Below are 15138 nucleotides of genomic sequence, written 5' to 3' on the forward strand. Positions count from 1 at the left end.
TGGATGACGAAAATGTCTCATCATCTCACTCATTGTCTGTTACTAATGTTCAGTTTAGTCGATATAAGACAGCTTGCGCTTTTTGTTATCACAACCAGGCCTCACCTCATAGACCGTCTCTGGAGCCCCACAGACGACCTATGAACAGTCTTGTTTACGGCCATCCTTACCGCAAGCTAAAAACGCCAAAACCACTCATAGTCATGGCGTTTTTGCCGGGATAACACGTATTTAATATTTATAGCTTATCAACCACCCAGGCTTCAATGCTGGTCAACGCCGATGGCAACGCATCGACATCATTTCCGCCTGCTTGCGCCATATCCGGACGACCACCACCCTTACCGCCGACCTGGTTTGCCACAAAGCCAATCAACTCGCCCGCTTTAACGCGATCGGTCAATTCTTTGGTCACGCCGGCGATCAGGCTGACTTTGCCATCCGCCACCGTCGACAGCACAATCACCGCAGAACCCAACTGGTTCTTCAGATCATCGACCATCGTCCGCAACAGCTTGGGCTCAACATTGTTTAACTGCGTCACCAGCAGCTTCACGCCGTTGATATCTTTCGCCTTGCTGGACAGCGAAGAGCTCTCCTGCGCGGCTTGCTGCTCTTTCAACTGCTGCAATTCTTTTTCCAGCCCGCGGGTACGTTCCAGCAAAGAACGCACTTTGTCTGCCAGATTGTTGCTGTCGCCTTTCACCAGTTGCGTTACTTCATGCAGCAAATCATTCTGATGGTGCAGAGCGACAATTGCATTCTCGCCAGTAACCGCTTCAATACGGCGAATACCCGCAGCCGTACCCGATTCAGATACGATCCGGAACAAGCCGATATCACCGGTGCGGCGAGCATGGGTACCACCACACAGTTCGATGGAAAAATCCCCCATCGACAGCACGCGGACATTCTCTTCGTACTTTTCACCAAAGAGCGCCATCGCGCCTTTCGCTCTGGCCGCATCCAGCGCCATCACGTCCGTTTCTACCGGCAGATTACGACGAATCTGGGTATTGACGATATCTTCCACCTGACGAATCTGCTCTGGTTTCATCGCTTCCGGATGAGAGAAGTCAAAACGCAGGTAGCTGTCATTGACCAGCGAACCTTTCTGAGCAACATGTTCGCCCAATACCTGACGCAAGGCCGCATGCAGCAAGTGGGTCGCTGAGTGGTTCAGACGAATACGGTCACGGCGGACATGATCCACCACGGCATCCACCTTATCGCTCACCCGCAGAGAGCCCTGAGTCAGTTTGCCGATATGGCCAATAGCCTGACCATATTTCTGGGCATCAGTGACAGAGAAGCGGGCCGTCGCCGACGTCAAATCACCCTGATCGCCAACCTGACCGCCGGATTCACCGTAGAACGGGGTTTCGCTCAGAACCACGACCGCCTCGTCACCCGCCTGAATTTCCGGCACAGACTCGCCCTGACGATAAATCGCCACAACCTTCGACTGCTGTTCAGTACGTTCGTAACCGCAGAACGTTGTAGACTCATCCACACGGATCAGACTGTTGTAATCGGCACCGAAGCCGCTGGCGTCGCGCGCGCGCTGACGTTGCGCTTCCATTGCACGTTCAAAACCCGCCTCATCCACCTTCAGATTACGCTCACGGCAAACATCCGCGGTCAAATCGACCGGGAAGCCATAAGTGTCATAAAGACGGAAAGCCGCTTCGCCGCTCAGGGTATCGCCCTTAAGCTGTTTGATTTCTTCGTCCAGCAGCAACAACCCGCGCTCCAGCGTACGGGCAAACTGCTCTTCTTCATTCTTAAGTGCCTGCTCCACCAGGCTCTGCTGGCGTTTAAGCTCTTCAGCAGCCGGCCCCATCACCTTAATCAGGGTACCAACCAGCTTATAGAAGAAGGTCTCCTTCGCACCCAGCATATTACCGTGGCGGATAGCACGACGAATGATTCGACGCAGCACATAGCCGCGGTTTTCATTCGACGGCATGACGCCATCGGCAATCAGGAATGCACAGGAACGAATGTGGTCGGCAATAACGCGCAGCGACTTGTTGTTCAGATCATCGGTTCCCACCACGCTGGCGGCTTCCGCGATCAGTGTCTTGAACAGATCGATCTCGTAGTTGGAATTCACATGCTGCAGGACGGCGGAAACACGCTCCAGTCCCATACCGGTATCAACCGATGGTTTCGGCAACGGCAGCATGGTGCCATCGGCCTGACGGTTGAACTGCATGAATACCAGGTTCCAGATCTCGATATAGCGATCGCCATCTTCTTCCGGGCTTCCCGGCGGTCCACCCCAGATGTGATCGCCATGATCGTAGAAAATTTCAGAGCAAGGGCCGCAAGGACCGGTATCGCCCATCTGCCAGAAGTTATCCGACGCGTACGGCGCGCCTTTGTTGTCGCCGATACGGATGATGCGCTCGCGAGGTACGCCAACCTCATTCGCCCAAATGTCATAGGCTTCATCATCAGTGGCGTAAACCGTAACCCACAGTTTTTCCTTGGGCAGACCAAACCACTGCGGGCTGGTCAACAGTTCCCAGGCATAAGTGATGGCGTCGCGTTTGAAATAATCACCGAAGCTGAAGTTACCCAGCATTTCGAAGAAGGTATGGTGACGCGCAGTGTAACCCACGTTTTCCAGATCGTTATGCTTGCCGCCGGCGCGCACGCAACGCTGAGAGGTTGTGGCTCGCACATAATTACGTTTGTCCAGCCCCAGGAAAACATCCTTGAACTGGTTCATCCCGGCATTGGTAAACAGCAACGTAGGATCATTGTTTGGCACCAGGGAACTACTGGCGACAACCTGATGTCCTTTACTATGGAAAAAGTCGAGAAACGCTTGACGGATCTCAGCGGTGCTCTTGCTCATAATTGTCCTGAAATCAAGCTAAAAGAACAGTCGCGGGCAAGGTAGATGCAGCATGCTGATGTGACCGAGCCAAACGCGAACAAAAAAGTGGGAATAAGATAAATTTTCTTAGGGGGGAAGTAAAATCCCGTATGCGTTCAATCGGAAAAATTCATATATACCGACTGAATTTCGTCGTGGGAAAAACCGCGGTAAAGCAAGTAACGCTGAACTTTGGCACGTTCCTGCCAGTTCATTGGCAACGGTGAGCCGAATTTACGGATCGCCACTGCTTCCGCCTGTAGATACCAGTCAATGTCGCAAGATTGTAGCGCCATGCGCTGGGTAGACTTATCGATGCCCCGCTGGCTGAGCTCGGCACAAATACGCTGAGTACCGTACCCTTTACGGCAGCGACTACTAATATAACGCAGGGCATAGCGTGCATCATCCAACCAGCCCTGTTGCCGACAACTGTCCACCGCCTGCTCGATTTGGGTATTGAGCTCGGACAACACAGAGCAGTCGTCTGCATTGTCGCATTCGCGGTTTGTCTGCAAATACGCCGCAATTTTGCGGCGCAATTCCATCTCGCTATGATCTCGCACAGCCAGCACATTCATCGCATAACGGAGTACTTTCGACATACCTGTCATCCCGAGAATGTGCTGCTCATGCTACGACGTTTCATTAAAAATCGTCGTTGAGTTCGCCAGCGGCTTCTGCATCGTACTCGGCGCTTTCACCGCTAACACTCGGCACGGCTTCATTATCCTTATGCAGCAACATTTCGCGCAGTTTCTTGTCGAGTTCAGCGGAGATAGCCGGATTTTCCTTCAGGAAATTGCAAGCGTTAGCCTTGCCTTGACCGATTTTGTCGCCGTTGTAACTGTACCAGGCGCCTGCTTTCTCAATCAGTTTGTATTTCACGCCCAGATCAACCAGCTCACCGTAGGTGTTGATCCCTTCGCCATACAGAATCTGGAATTCGGCCTGTTTGAACGGTGCGGCAACCTTGTTCTTCACAACTTTGACGCGGGTTTCGCTCCCAACAACTTCTTCGCCTTCTTTAATCGAGCCGATGCGGCGGATATCCAGACGGACGGAAGCATAGAATTTCAGCGCGTTACCACCGGTCGTGGTTTCCGGGTTACCGAACATGACGCCAATCTTCATACGAATCTGGTTGATAAAAATCAGCAGCGTATTGGATTGTTTCAGGTTACCGGCCAGTTTGCGCATGGCCTGGCTCATCATACGCGCCGCCAGTCCCATATGCGAATCACCGATTTCCCCTTCAATCTCTGCTTTCGGCGTCAACGCCGCCACGGAGTCAACGATAATCACGTCCACCGCACCGGAGCGAGCCAGCGCATCACAGATCTCCAGCGCCTGCTCACCGGTGTCCGGCTGGGAACACAGCAGATTATCGATATCAACGCCCAGTTTCTTTGCGTAGATCGGGTCCAGCGCGTGCTCAGCATCGATGAACGCACAGGTTTTGCCTCCGCGCTGTGCGGCCGCAATAACCTGCAGCGTCAGCGTGGTTTTACCGGAGGATTCCGGACCGTAGATTTCGACAATACGCCCCATCGGCAAACCACCGACACCCAGTGCGATATCGAGCGACAGGGAGCCCGTGGAGATCGTTTCAACATCCATTGAGCGATCTTCGCCCAAACGCATGATAGAACCTTTACCGAATTGCTTTTCGATCTGGCCCAGCGCCGCCGCCAGTGCCTTTTGTTTGTTCTCATCAATAGCCATTTCTGCTCCTGTCGCGCAGCCTGCCGCTGCCTCTACGCTGTTGCTTATTCATGATTCACCGAACCGATGGCCGCATTATACTGTATACTCATACAGCATCAAGCCTATTTTATAAAAATCTCTCCAGCAGCGTCTGCAGGGCAAACGCCACCGCCTGCAAACGAACATCATGGCGATCGCCGTCAAACTGCATTCTTTGGGCCACGCTGTTGCCGTTTTTATCGCTAAAACCAAACCATACGGTGCCCACCGGTTTGTCTGGCGTTCCACCGTCCGGCCCGGCAATACCGCTGATCGATACGGCGATATCCGCACCGGAGCGGCTCAGCGCCCCTGTCGCCATTTCGTTCACGACGTCGCGGCTAACCGCGCCAAACTGCGTCAGTGTATTTTCCTGCACGCCGATCAGCGCCTGCTTGGCCTGATTGCTGTAAGTTACAAAGCCGTAGTCAAACCATGCCGAACTACCGGGCACATCCGTAATCGCCTTGGCCAGCCATCCGCCGGTACAGGACTCGGCACAGGTCATTTTCGCCTGACGCGCCTTCAGACGTTCTCCCACCAGCGCGCTCAGTCGCAAGATTTCAGTTTCTGTCATCGCAGCACCCTGTTTTATCCATTGCGGCTCAATAGTAATGAACACATTCTCCCTCAGGGTAGCACTTTTCCTCGTGCAGCCCCGTTGCTTAACAGGAATGCGAGACGGCACGCAACATAGCGCGGCCCTTTGTCTTATTATTGTCAACCAGCCTGTATATGATTGACACACAATAATAACGGCGATAGCGTTTTTAAGACATGCATGCCCCGCCTCGGGGCTTTTTTTATTGGCGTAACAAGACACGGCCGATGAATCCCGGCAGACGTGGTTTCTGGACCTGAAATAATGCTGGCCTGCCGGTTGACAGGCCAGTTGGGTAGGAAACCCAAGAAAGGCGTGGCGCCGTGTTGCGAAATACCACTGGCTACATGGTGGATTAACACATCAGGCGAATCGACTTCACGACATACCTGTTATCTTTCAAGCTGCTGACGCATTGGCTGCTTCGTTTCCCCGTCACTGTTTGCCAAGCGACTGAGGGTTCAGTTGTTCGCCTGCGTCCTGCAAACTCGAAATTCCCTGGGTATAAAAGCCTTGTTATCGGTGTTTCATCCCTGGCGGGTCATTAGCGCGACACTCTCCCATTTAGTTTTCGCATCTTGTTCTGCTTTAAGTGCGTTTTGCAATGATATCTTATTTTCTGGAGTGCTCTTTTTCTCTTTTATTTATCGGCGGGGAAATCAATAACCTTATCCCATAAAGAAAATATTTTTTATTTTACGATATGATTATCCCCTGCTGAACTATTGTCATGTTGGAATACGGCGACAGCTGACAGACATAAAAAAAAGCCCACCAAAAGGTGGGCAAAGCTATTGGGTTTTTCAACAGCAAAGATTTGGTAGTACTGGCACGACAGTTATCCACTGTCTGAAAATGAATTTACCAGCCATTCCTTAAAACAACCTTAGTTTTATCTCACCACTCATAATATTGATAAAAAAATCCACCATAAAAATCAAAATAAACCACTGTACTAAAAGCAAAAAAAAGCCCACCAAAAGGTGGGCGAAAATGACACTATTCTCTGGCATGAAGCATCCTGAAGACACAGGTTGGCAGCGTTCCGCTGCCTGATAAGAATTCTATGATATGAATATTAAGCCAACATTAGGAAAAAGAAAAAACAACTTTTAACGTAGCCGTTCACTAAAAATCAAAAAAGACAAAAAACAAAGCCCACCGAGAGGTGGGCGAATACTATCTAATAATTATAAAAAACCTGGTGTTGTGGCGCGGTAAAATCATTACCTGCTGATAAAATTACACCAGAGAGATTAAACCAACCTTAAAAAAACAATTTATCTCATTTATTTTCGTGACCATCACAGCAGAAAAAAACAGAAAACCAAACACACGAAAATAATCCCTATCGTCATTATCATCAGAAAACAAAAAGCCCATCAAAAGATGGGCCAAATAAAAATGAAAATCGAAAAAAAATTCCTTACTCTATAACATGGCACGGCAGTCAATTAACACTAAGTAAAAGTGTAACAGATATCCGCCAACCTGCTCTGGCAGCGGTCATTATTCTTCTGTTTTTGTGAGAATGCGCATCCTCCCCAGCCCGATATCGGTAACGGCGGTCTGGCAATCAGCTAAAGCAGGCTTTTACTTCCTGTAGGTTTGCAGGTTTCCCCAGGCATCACGTACACTCGCCAGAAGACACGACTACGTCCGGTACAAGACAGGGTTCACTCGCCTATTTCGAGCGGTTATGACAATAAGCGCTTATAGCAATAGCAGAACAGAGTCTGTCTCAGGCAAATCAGGAGGGGAAGACAACGTGCCATCCACATTCTTACGTCGATCTGGCATAACGGATAATCACGCCGATCGACTCAGTAGTTCATTGGTCATTTGCCGCCCGGCGGATGTGCTGTTCGATTTGTGGCGCGATCCCAAAACGCTACCGGTGCTGATGAACCATGTCGCCCACATCGATATCATCAACCGCACGGATTCTCTGTGGCGGATGAAAGCGCCGCTCGGCCAGTATATCGAATGGCAGGCGCGTATCGTGGATGAGCAACCCGGCCAGTTTATTCACTGGCGCTCGCTGCCGGGCGCCAGAATCCCGAATGAAGGACGCCTCTCGTTTCGTCCCGCTCCGCACAGTGACGGCACCGAAGTAACCCTCAGCATTCGTTTCGATCCTCCGGGCGGTTTTTTGGGACGCACCCTCAGCCAGGTGTTTCAACTGCTGCCTAAAGAGATGTTGCACAAAACGCTGTTGCGCTTCAAACAGATGGCGGAACAGCCTGGCTCCGGCGCCATGCCGCCTGATGGGCATTAAGCCCCACATTTATTATCCAGACATTCATAAAAAAACAGACGGCGGGAAAACCCGCCGTCTGTCGTATTAACAACCCTCGGTATTATTTCTTGTCGGGCATCATCCGCAGCAGCGTATCGTCGCGTACCACATAGTGATGATACAGGGCGGCTAACGCATGGAGCCCCACCAGGAAATACCCGGCGTTGGCAATCAGTTCGTGAATGTTCAGCAATGTCTGTTTGATATCTTCATCCGATTCGGCAGCGAACGGCATCGCAATACCGAACACCGACCAGTCGGCGCCGCGATAGTACATGCCCAGCACGCCCAGCACCGGCAACGCCAAAAACATCAGATAAATAAAACCATGCACGGAATGGGACGCAATCACCAGTAGCCGCCCCGGCTGTGGGGTGATAGGCGGAGTAGGATAACGAAAGCGTTGCACAACCCGCAGGATCATCAGCACCCACACGGACACGCCGCAGCTGTAATGAATAGTCGACATCAGCGCTCGCGCACTACTCCCGCGCGGAGCGAAACCACGCAGCTCCATAGCGGCATAAGTGACGATCACCAGTAGCAATACCAGCCAGTGCAACACAATCTGAGATGAATGGTACTTGGTCTTCATGGAATTCCTTCTCTGTATGAGCATACAATCTGTGTGAGTATAAAACGCATACAGCCTAGCTTCACTTTATTAAGCTAGCATTAGTTTTTGGCTGACAGCAGCGAAACGTTCTTTTGGACAAAAAAATCCCGCCTTAATGGGAAGGCGGGAAAATGACTACTCTCTGACAGGGATGAATAACACAACATCAACAAGGGTTGAGACAAACATTACCAGTTGCAGTGTATAGAACTGTCATCTGTCGGTAAGGTTGGTTGGCAGGATGTAAGTCGAATTTGACAGGGATAACATTGTCGAACGAGGGCTATCGGATAGGGAAAGAAACGGTAAAAAGCGCGCCCGTGCATACAGAGAGGGCGGTCAACGCTGACCGCCATCGCACCGATCAGCGCCGGCTATCCACCAGCATTCTTACCGCCAGCCCGGCCAACACCGTTCCCATCAGCCAGCGCTGTACGCGTTGCCACAACGGGCGCTCCGCCAGAAAGGCGGCGATATACCCCGCCGCCATCACCAGCGACGCATTGACCGTCATGCTGATAGCTATCTGGGTGATGCCCAGCGTCAGCGACTGCCCCAGTACGCTCCCCTGCTCCGGGCGAATAAATTGCGGCAGCAGCGAAAGATAAAGTATTGCGGCTTTAGGATTCAGCAAGTTAGTGACAAGCCCCATGACAAACAGGCGGCGATTGCTGTCCGGCTTCAGTTCGCGCAGTTGAAAAGGCGATGCGCCGCCGCGCACAGCCTGCCAGGCCAGCCACAGCAAATAGCACGCGCCGGCGATTCGCAGCACATCGTAGGCCAGCGGTACGGCCATCATGATAGCGGTAATACCGAGCGCCGCAGCGCTCATATAAATCAAGAACCCCAACGCAACGCCAGACAGCGACACCAGACCGGCTCGCCGCCCCTGACAGACGGTACGCGAGAGCAGGTAAATCATATTCGGACCGGGCGTCAACACCAGCCCTAACGCAATGGCGGCAAACGGTAACAACTGGGACGAACTGACCATCATCAAACCTCGGCAAACAGCAGACAATCCTCAGATGTAACTGTTTTTGGAAGCCGCCTCAATCTCATTTCGTGCCGGCCGCCATCACGCCCCACCGGCGCCGCCGATTACTCTTCCGGCGGATAGCGGTAATCCCAGCGGAAAAAACCGTGATCCTGAAATGAGCCAGACAGTAACGACTGCTTTCGTGTTTTGACATAGTTTGGCGGCGGACAGGTAACATTGCACATCCAGTAACCGGGAAACCAGCTTCCCATGCCGGGCAGCCGCGCTATTTTGGCATCGAGCGGGTTAAGCTCCGGTAACGAATAATAAACGAATTCGCCGATAGAGTGCTCCACCCACTCCTCGGCAACCCCCAATTCCGATAACGGGTTGGGATGCAGCGGCGAACGAGCCAGATCGACAAACTCCTTAACATGGTTCATCGACCAGCCGCAAAACTCCAGCGAGCGCTGCCGCTCCGCCATTTCGTACAGCCGATCTACCGAGATTGCCGGCAGCGGATCAGGCTGTTCGGGAAAAAATTCATTGTGTTTTTGCAGACACAGCAACAGATAAGATGCCACCAGCGCCCCCAACTGGTGGATGACCAGCGCCGGATGCTCGCCTGCGCCGCCACCGATAATCAGATTGTCTGGCGTACAGGAAAAGTCATCCGCGCCCCAGGGCGAATCCGTCACCTCTTCAAGCGGATGATAGATTGGCAATCCGTTAAGGAAACCAACCAGTTCGTGTTTGATGGTATCGATGTAGCTCATGGTTACCGGCTTTTAAACAGTCATCAAGACAGATATCGGCGGGACATGACCCGGATGATGTTCTTCGCAGGGTACACTGTGTGCTCCGCCTTCTCCAGACCAATCTTTTCCAGACCACGCTTTACCGCGCGAGACAAATCGTTCCTTCAGCTTCTGGCTCATCGCTCAGAATAAAGCTGCATAAAGACCAACAGGTAATAGTGGTAATTAACAGGTTTATTTTCAAATAAAAAAAGTTAATCCATTAAAATGATAGTTTTCGATATTTACTATAAGTTTTCATTCCTGTTATCGCGCGCTAGCCTGCCTGCAGTGGCTATTCTTTCATTCACAACACAGGAAAAGACCATGAAACAGAAGGTAGCATTGGTCACTGGCGCAGGCCAGGGAATCGGTAAGGCCATCGCTCTTCGTCTGGCGAAAGACGGTTTTGCCGTAGCGGTCGTGGACTACAACAGCGATACCGCAGGTCAGGTGGCGCAGGAAATCAGACACCACGGCGGTAACGCCATCGCGCTTACCGCGGATGTCTCAAACCGCGATCAGGTGTTCGATGCGGTACGCACCGCGCACAAACAACTGGGCGGTTTCCACGTCATCGTCAATAACGCCGGTATCGCCCCCACCACACTGATTGAAGATATTACGCCGGAAATCGTCGATAAGGTTTACAACATCAACGTAAAAGGCGTTATCTGGGGAATCCAGGCCGCGGTGGAAGCCTTCAAGGCTCAGGGTCAGGGCGGTAAGATCATCAATGCCGCGTCTCAGGCCGGTCACGTCGGCAACCCGGAACTGGCGGTTTACAGCTCCAGCAAATTCGCCGTGCGCGGCCTGACCCAGACCGCCGCCCGCGATTTGGCGCCGCTAGGCATTACCGTCAACGCCTATTGCCCCGGCATCGTCAAAACCCCGATGTGGGAAGAGATTGACCGCCAGATTTCCGAAGCCGCCGGCAAACCGCTCGGCTACGGTACGGCGGAATTCGCCAAACGCATCACGCTGGGCCGGCTGTCCGAACCGGAAGACGTCGCCGCCTGCGTTTCCTACCTCGCCGGCCCGGATTCCGACTACATGACCGGTCAGGCCCTGCTGATCGACGGCGGTATGGTATTCAACTGATACCGTATTCAGTTGATATGTTATTCAACTGAATCTGCACGATTGCGCGACCTTGCATATCTGCATGTCGCGCCCTCTTACATCCTCACGCGTCTTAACGTGCGCTGAGGATGTTTCCTGTCTGAATCCTGTTCCGATACACAGAAGAAAAATTAACCAGAGTTGTGTTATGGTGGCAACCCGGTTGGCAGGCTATGACCAGAGCGTCGCCTCATGCTGGCAACGTCGTGCACGACGCCACATGTATCTATGCCCCTGAATATCCAGATCACCCCGAATAAGAACGCATGGCATCGTGCGCACAGGGACATTGATGTAGGCTGACGGTCGCCGTCATACCGTCTCCATCATGCAGCCGCCGTCATACAAAGGAGTCAGGATGATGCAAGACGATGAAATCAACACCGACGATTTGTGGGAACGCCCCGGTTTCCTTATTCGTCGCCTAAACCAGATTCACCATACGGTATTCTTTGAAGCGCTCAGGGGCGACATCACCCCGCTGCAATACGGCCTGCTGACGGTAGTCGGCGCCCGCGGCGGCCTGGACCAGACCACGCTCGGCGCCGAGCTGGGGACCGACCGCACCACGCTGGCCGGCACGATTGAACAGCTGGAGCTCAAGGGTTATGTCCGGCGCGAAATCCACTATTCCGATCGCCGTCGCAAAACGGTGGAAATCACGCTCAGGGGTAAAAAAATTCTGAACAAAACCGCCGCCGACATGCATCAGGCGCAGATGAAATTACTGGCGCCGTTACCGCCGGCGTCAAGAAAGACCTTTATTCAGATGATGAAAACGTTGGTTGAAGGCAACAACCATCGTGGCAGCGTGCCGATCAAGCGCTTCAGTTCGCAAACAGAATCGTTCGACTAAACCACCGTACCGGAAAGCCCGTTTCCAGCAGCACCGCGGGCTTTCCGGTATGACGCTTTACTCACCTCCTTCATCCCCATGCGCAATTCCCTTTTCCTGCGTTGTCCGTGGTTGTCTTCACCGTTTTTCCTATTCCCTATTCAGGGCATGCCTATTAATTCGATAGAAACAACTGCCGTTATCCGTTGTGTCAAAAACGGTAAAGTACCTGCTGTTGCTGTGGGCCTTTGCGACTCTCCAGTAACACCGGTGGCAACCACGCCGCCGCCCATAAGCGAAAAACCGTTGCCCGTCATGACGACAGGTAAACCACATTCACCACTTTGTTTCCGCGTTCCTGATGGTGAATTTTCTCTGCTTATAGCTTCGAGCAGTGCAATGGACTCACAGCAATAACCAAACCCTATTGTTGATAATAATCATACGGAAGATGAGGAAAGTTATGAGCAATCACACCGCCACACATCGTGTCCCCAGCTGGAAAAAGCCGCTGGTGATCGTGTCTTCACTGTTAATGACCTATCCGGCGATGGCCGATACCCTGACTCGTGACAACGGCGCGCCGGTCGGCGACAACCAGAACTCACAGGTCGCCGGCCCCAACGGTCCGGTTCTGTTGCAGGATGTTCAGCTGCTGCAAAAACTGCAACGTTTTGATCGTGAACGCATTCCGGAACGCGTGGTACACGCACGCGGCACCGGCGCACACGGGGAGTTCACCGCTACCGAAGATATTTCGGACCTGACCATCGCCGAGGTGTTCAAAAAAGGTAGCGAAACGCCGGTATTCGTACGTTTCTCCAGCGTAGTACACGGCAACCATTCTCCGGAAACCCTGCGCGACCCGCGCGGCTTCGCCACCAAGTTCTATACCACGCAAGGCAACTGGGATCTGGTCGGCAACAACTTCCCCACCTTCTTTATCCGCGACGCCATCAAATTCCCGGACATGGTGCATGCGTTCAAACCCGACCCTCGCACCAATCAGGATAATGACGGACGCCGGTTCGATTTCTTCTCTCACGTTCCGGAATCCATCCGTACCCTGACCCTGCTCTACTCCAACGAAGGCACGCCGGCAAGCTATCGCAATATGGACGGCAACGGCGTCCATGCCTACAAGCTGGTTAACGCCAAAGGCGAAGTGCATTACGTCAAATTCCACTGGAAGACCCTGCAGGGCGTGAAAAATCTCGACCCGAAACAGGTAGAGGACGTTCAGGGTAAGGATTACAGCCACATGACCAACGATCTGGTGGCAGCCATCAACCGCGGCGATTATCCGAAATGGGATCTCTACATTCAGGTACTGACGCCGGAAGATTTGGCTAAGTTCGATTTCAACCCGCTGGACGCCACCAAAATCTGGCCGGGCGTGCCCGAACGTAAAATCGGTCAGATGGTGCTGAACAAGAACCCGGACAACTTCTTCCAGGAAACCGAGCAGGTCGCCATGGCGCCCGCGAATCTGGTGCCGGGAATCGAACCGTCTGAAGACCGACTGCTGCAGGGCCGCCTGTTCTCCTATGCCGATACCCAGATGTACCGGCTGGGCGCTAACGGCCTGAGCCTGCCGATCAATGCCCCGCTGAAAAAAGCCAACAACATCAATCAGGATGGCAGCCTGAACAGCGGTCACACGCAAGATAAAGGGGTGAACTACCAGCCGAGCCGTCTGTATCCGCGTGAAGAACTGGCCTCCGCGCGCTATAGCCAGACGCCGCTCAACGGCACCACCCAGCAGCGCAAGATCCAGAAGGAGCAGAACTTCAAGCAGACCGGCGAACTGTATCGCTCCTACAGCAAGAAAGATCAGGACGATCTGGTGCAAAGCCTGGGTTCCGCGCTGGCGATGGCCGATACCGAAAGCAAAACCATCATGCTTTCCTATTTCTACAAGGCTGACGCGACCTACGGCACCCGTCTGACCGGCGTCGCCAAAGGCGACCTGAGCAAAGTGCAGTCACTGGCCAGCAAACTGGCTGACTAACTGAACGTCGCCGCCCGGACGTCTCATCCAGGCGGCGACAACGACCAGGGAACCGTCATCATGAAACCATTTCGTCCCTTGCTCTGCCTGCTGGCGTTGACGCTGACAACGGCACAGGCGCAGCAACCCGCGGCGCCGGTCACCCCACCGGCATCAGTCTCCAGCGCGCCCGCTGCGCCGGCGCTAAACGAGCGCCAGGTTCAGAATCAGCTTAATCAGTATTTGTGGGATGCCGCCCGCACTGGCAACGACGCCGTGATCCGGGAATTCATCAGCGCCGGTTATAACCTCAATACGCGTGATGAAAAGGGCTACAGCGCGGTCATTCTGGCTGCTTACCACGGCCATTACGACACGGTTTCGCTGCTGCTCGACCACGGCGCAGACCCTTGCCAGCAGGATAATCGCGGCAATACCGCCCTGATGGGCGCGGCGTTCAAAGGTGAGCTGAAAATTGCCCATCTGCTGCTGGCGGCCAAATGCAATCCGGATACCCGCAACAACGCCGGGCAGACCGCCGCGATGTATGCATCGTTATTTCAGCGTGCGGAAATTCTCAAGGCGTTACAGGAACAGGGTGCGGATATGAATGCCACCGACGCGATGGGCAATAGCGTGCAGGCGTTGGGAAAAGGGGAAGTAAAAGGGCAATAAGCGAAGTGCGTCACCTAAAATAGCACGCCCCGCATGAATCAATAACCTTCAGGCGGGGCGTGTGATATCAGGCTGGGTTAGCATTATTCAGTCATCCCATTTGGGGCTCAGAAAAGCGGCCAGAAATCCCGGAACAACGATAACGGCCAGTATCGCTAAATAAACAGTGACCTGTTCAATCATAACAACCTCCTACATCTGCATGTAAAACGACCTCATGGTTTAACTACGCTTTCACTCACTACACGATGATTTTATCGGCCGAAAGTTAAGCAAACATTAATATCTCGTTTATTGATAAAAAATCAGAGCAGGACGAAAAACGCCAAACAACAGGTCCTCACTCTCTTTTGCCAGCGTCATGTCGGACTCACCGCCGCCGACTCACCCAATAACTCTCACCGTAACTACTTATTTCAAAAGCAGTTATCAGTCATCCACCAGGCATTGCTCACGGATAAAACTATACGCCTAAATATATATTTAATTGTAATGCAGCTTATTGATAATAATAAAAACCTATATTTATTGTCAGCAACACCATTTATTGTCAGCAACACAATAAAACACAGAAAAAATGTAATGCTTTTT

At 52.6% G+C, this 15138-nt stretch carries 13 protein-coding genes; 5 read left to right on the forward strand and 8 right to left on the reverse strand.

Features of this window, described 5'->3' with window-relative positions; translation table 11 throughout:
• Window positions 1–238: 238 nt before the first annotated feature.
• From alaS to pncC, 4 genes are all read right to left on the reverse strand, one after another.
• Window positions 239–2866, reverse strand: coding sequence for an alanine--tRNA ligase (alaS, locus tag DXXMK7_RS16070; RefSeq protein ID WP_038919952.1), 2628 nt, complete (start codon window positions 2864–2866; stop codon window positions 239–241).
• A gap of 137 nt (window positions 2867–3003) precedes the next feature.
• Window positions 3004–3492 carry a recombination regulator RecX gene (gene recX, locus DXXMK7_RS16075; RefSeq protein WP_038919953.1) on the reverse strand — a complete coding sequence of 163 codons (489 nt, stop codon included), beginning with the start codon at window positions 3490–3492 and terminating at the stop codon, window positions 3004–3006.
• A gap of 43 nt (window positions 3493–3535) precedes the next feature.
• Window positions 3536–4612: a recombinase RecA gene (recA, locus tag DXXMK7_RS16080; RefSeq protein WP_038919954.1), complete on the reverse strand. Its 1077-nt coding sequence runs from the start codon at window positions 4610–4612 to the stop codon at window positions 3536–3538.
• A 109-nt stretch (window positions 4613–4721) separates the two neighbouring features.
• Complete coding sequence (pncC, locus tag DXXMK7_RS16085; protein WP_038919955.1) at window positions 4722–5210, reverse strand: nicotinamide-nucleotide amidase; 489 nt, start codon at window positions 5208–5210, stop codon at window positions 4722–4724.
• Between the two features lie 1792 nt (window positions 5211–7002).
• Between pncC and DXXMK7_RS16090 the strand changes: the two genes are divergently transcribed.
• A complete protein-coding gene (locus DXXMK7_RS16090; protein WP_038919956.1) occupies window positions 7003–7512 on the forward strand; it encodes an SRPBCC family protein in 510 nt (169 codons plus the stop codon).
• Between the two features lie 82 nt (window positions 7513–7594).
• Here the strand turns inward: DXXMK7_RS16090 and cybB are convergent, their stop codons facing one another.
• From cybB to DXXMK7_RS16105, 3 genes are all read right to left on the reverse strand, one after another.
• Entirely contained in the window at window positions 7595–8128 is a 534-nt protein-coding gene (gene cybB, locus DXXMK7_RS16095) for a cytochrome b561 (protein ID WP_038919957.1), read from the reverse strand.
• A gap of 385 nt (window positions 8129–8513) precedes the next feature.
• The gene (locus DXXMK7_RS16100) at window positions 8514–9143 is read right to left on the reverse strand and encodes a LysE family translocator (protein WP_038921090.1); all 630 of its coding nucleotides are present in this window, start codon (window positions 9141–9143) and stop codon (window positions 8514–8516) included.
• A gap of 107 nt (window positions 9144–9250) precedes the next feature.
• Window positions 9251–9904 (reverse strand): hypothetical protein, encoded by a 654-nt coding sequence (locus DXXMK7_RS16105; RefSeq protein WP_038666480.1) that lies wholly within the window; start codon window positions 9902–9904, stop codon window positions 9251–9253.
• A gap of 348 nt (window positions 9905–10252) precedes the next feature.
• Between DXXMK7_RS16105 and DXXMK7_RS16110 the strand changes: the two genes are divergently transcribed.
• From DXXMK7_RS16110 to DXXMK7_RS16125, 4 genes are all read left to right on the forward strand, one after another.
• Window positions 10253–11026 carry a (S)-acetoin forming diacetyl reductase gene (locus DXXMK7_RS16110; protein ID WP_038666476.1) on the forward strand — a complete coding sequence of 258 codons (774 nt, stop codon included), beginning with the start codon at window positions 10253–10255 and terminating at the stop codon, window positions 11024–11026.
• Window positions 11027–11405: 379 nt separating this feature from the next.
• Window positions 11406–11903, forward strand: coding sequence for a MarR family winged helix-turn-helix transcriptional regulator (locus DXXMK7_RS16115; protein ID WP_197724572.1), 498 nt, complete (start codon window positions 11406–11408; stop codon window positions 11901–11903).
• A 514-nt stretch (window positions 11904–12417) separates the two neighbouring features.
• Window positions 12418–13893, forward strand: a complete 1476-nt coding sequence (gene katB / locus DXXMK7_RS16120) for a catalase KatB (protein ID WP_236883973.1) — start codon at window positions 12418–12420, stop codon at window positions 13891–13893.
• A 60-nt stretch (window positions 13894–13953) separates the two neighbouring features.
• Window positions 13954–14547, forward strand: coding sequence for an ankyrin repeat domain-containing protein (locus tag DXXMK7_RS16125; protein WP_038919959.1), 594 nt, complete (start codon window positions 13954–13956; stop codon window positions 14545–14547).
• Window positions 14548–14634: 87 nt separating this feature from the next.
• On the opposite strand, the gene mgtS is transcribed toward DXXMK7_RS16125, so the two are convergent.
• Window positions 14635–14730 carry a protein MgtS gene (gene mgtS / locus DXXMK7_RS22710; protein ID WP_022634566.1) on the reverse strand — a complete coding sequence of 32 codons (96 nt, stop codon included), beginning with the start codon at window positions 14728–14730 and terminating at the stop codon, window positions 14635–14637.
• Between the last annotated feature and the right edge of the window lie 408 nt (window positions 14731–15138).

This window comes from Dickeya sp. MK7 (assembly GCF_000406305.1).
Taxonomy (GTDB): domain Bacteria; phylum Pseudomonadota; class Gammaproteobacteria; order Enterobacterales; family Enterobacteriaceae; genus Dickeya; species Dickeya fangzhongdai.

Coding starts and splice junctions, on each gene's coding strand:
- DXXMK7_RS16105 (WP_038666480.1), bottom strand. CDS start 9,904: ATGAGCTACATCGATACCATCAAACACGAACTGGTTGGTTTCCTTAAC.
- pncC (WP_038919955.1), bottom strand. CDS start 5,210: ATGACAGAAACTGAAATCTTGCGACTGAGCGCGCTGGTGGGAGAACGT.
- DXXMK7_RS16125 (WP_038919959.1), top strand. CDS start 13,954: ATGAAACCATTTCGTCCCTTGCTCTGCCTGCTGGCGTTGACGCTGACA.
- mgtS (WP_022634566.1), bottom strand. CDS start 14,730: ATGATTGAACAGGTCACTGTTTATTTAGCGATACTGGCCGTTATCGTT.
- cybB (WP_038919957.1), bottom strand. CDS start 8,128: ATGAAGACCAAGTACCATTCATCTCAGATTGTGTTGCACTGGCTGGTA.
- alaS (WP_038919952.1), bottom strand. CDS start 2,866: ATGAGCAAGAGCACCGCTGAGATCCGTCAAGCGTTTCTCGACTTTTTC.
- DXXMK7_RS16110 (WP_038666476.1), top strand. CDS start 10,253: ATGAAACAGAAGGTAGCATTGGTCACTGGCGCAGGCCAGGGAATCGGT.
- DXXMK7_RS16115 (WP_197724572.1), top strand. CDS start 11,406: ATGATGCAAGACGATGAAATCAACACCGACGATTTGTGGGAACGCCCC.
- recX (WP_038919953.1), bottom strand. CDS start 3,492: ATGTCGAAAGTACTCCGTTATGCGATGAATGTGCTGGCTGTGCGAGAT.
- DXXMK7_RS16100 (WP_038921090.1), bottom strand. CDS start 9,143: ATGGTCAGTTCGTCCCAGTTGTTACCGTTTGCCGCCATTGCGTTAGGG.
- recA (WP_038919954.1), bottom strand. CDS start 4,612: ATGGCTATTGATGAGAACAAACAAAAGGCACTGGCGGCGGCGCTGGGC.
- katB (WP_236883973.1), top strand. CDS start 12,418: ATGACCTATCCGGCGATGGCCGATACCCTGACTCGTGACAACGGCGCG.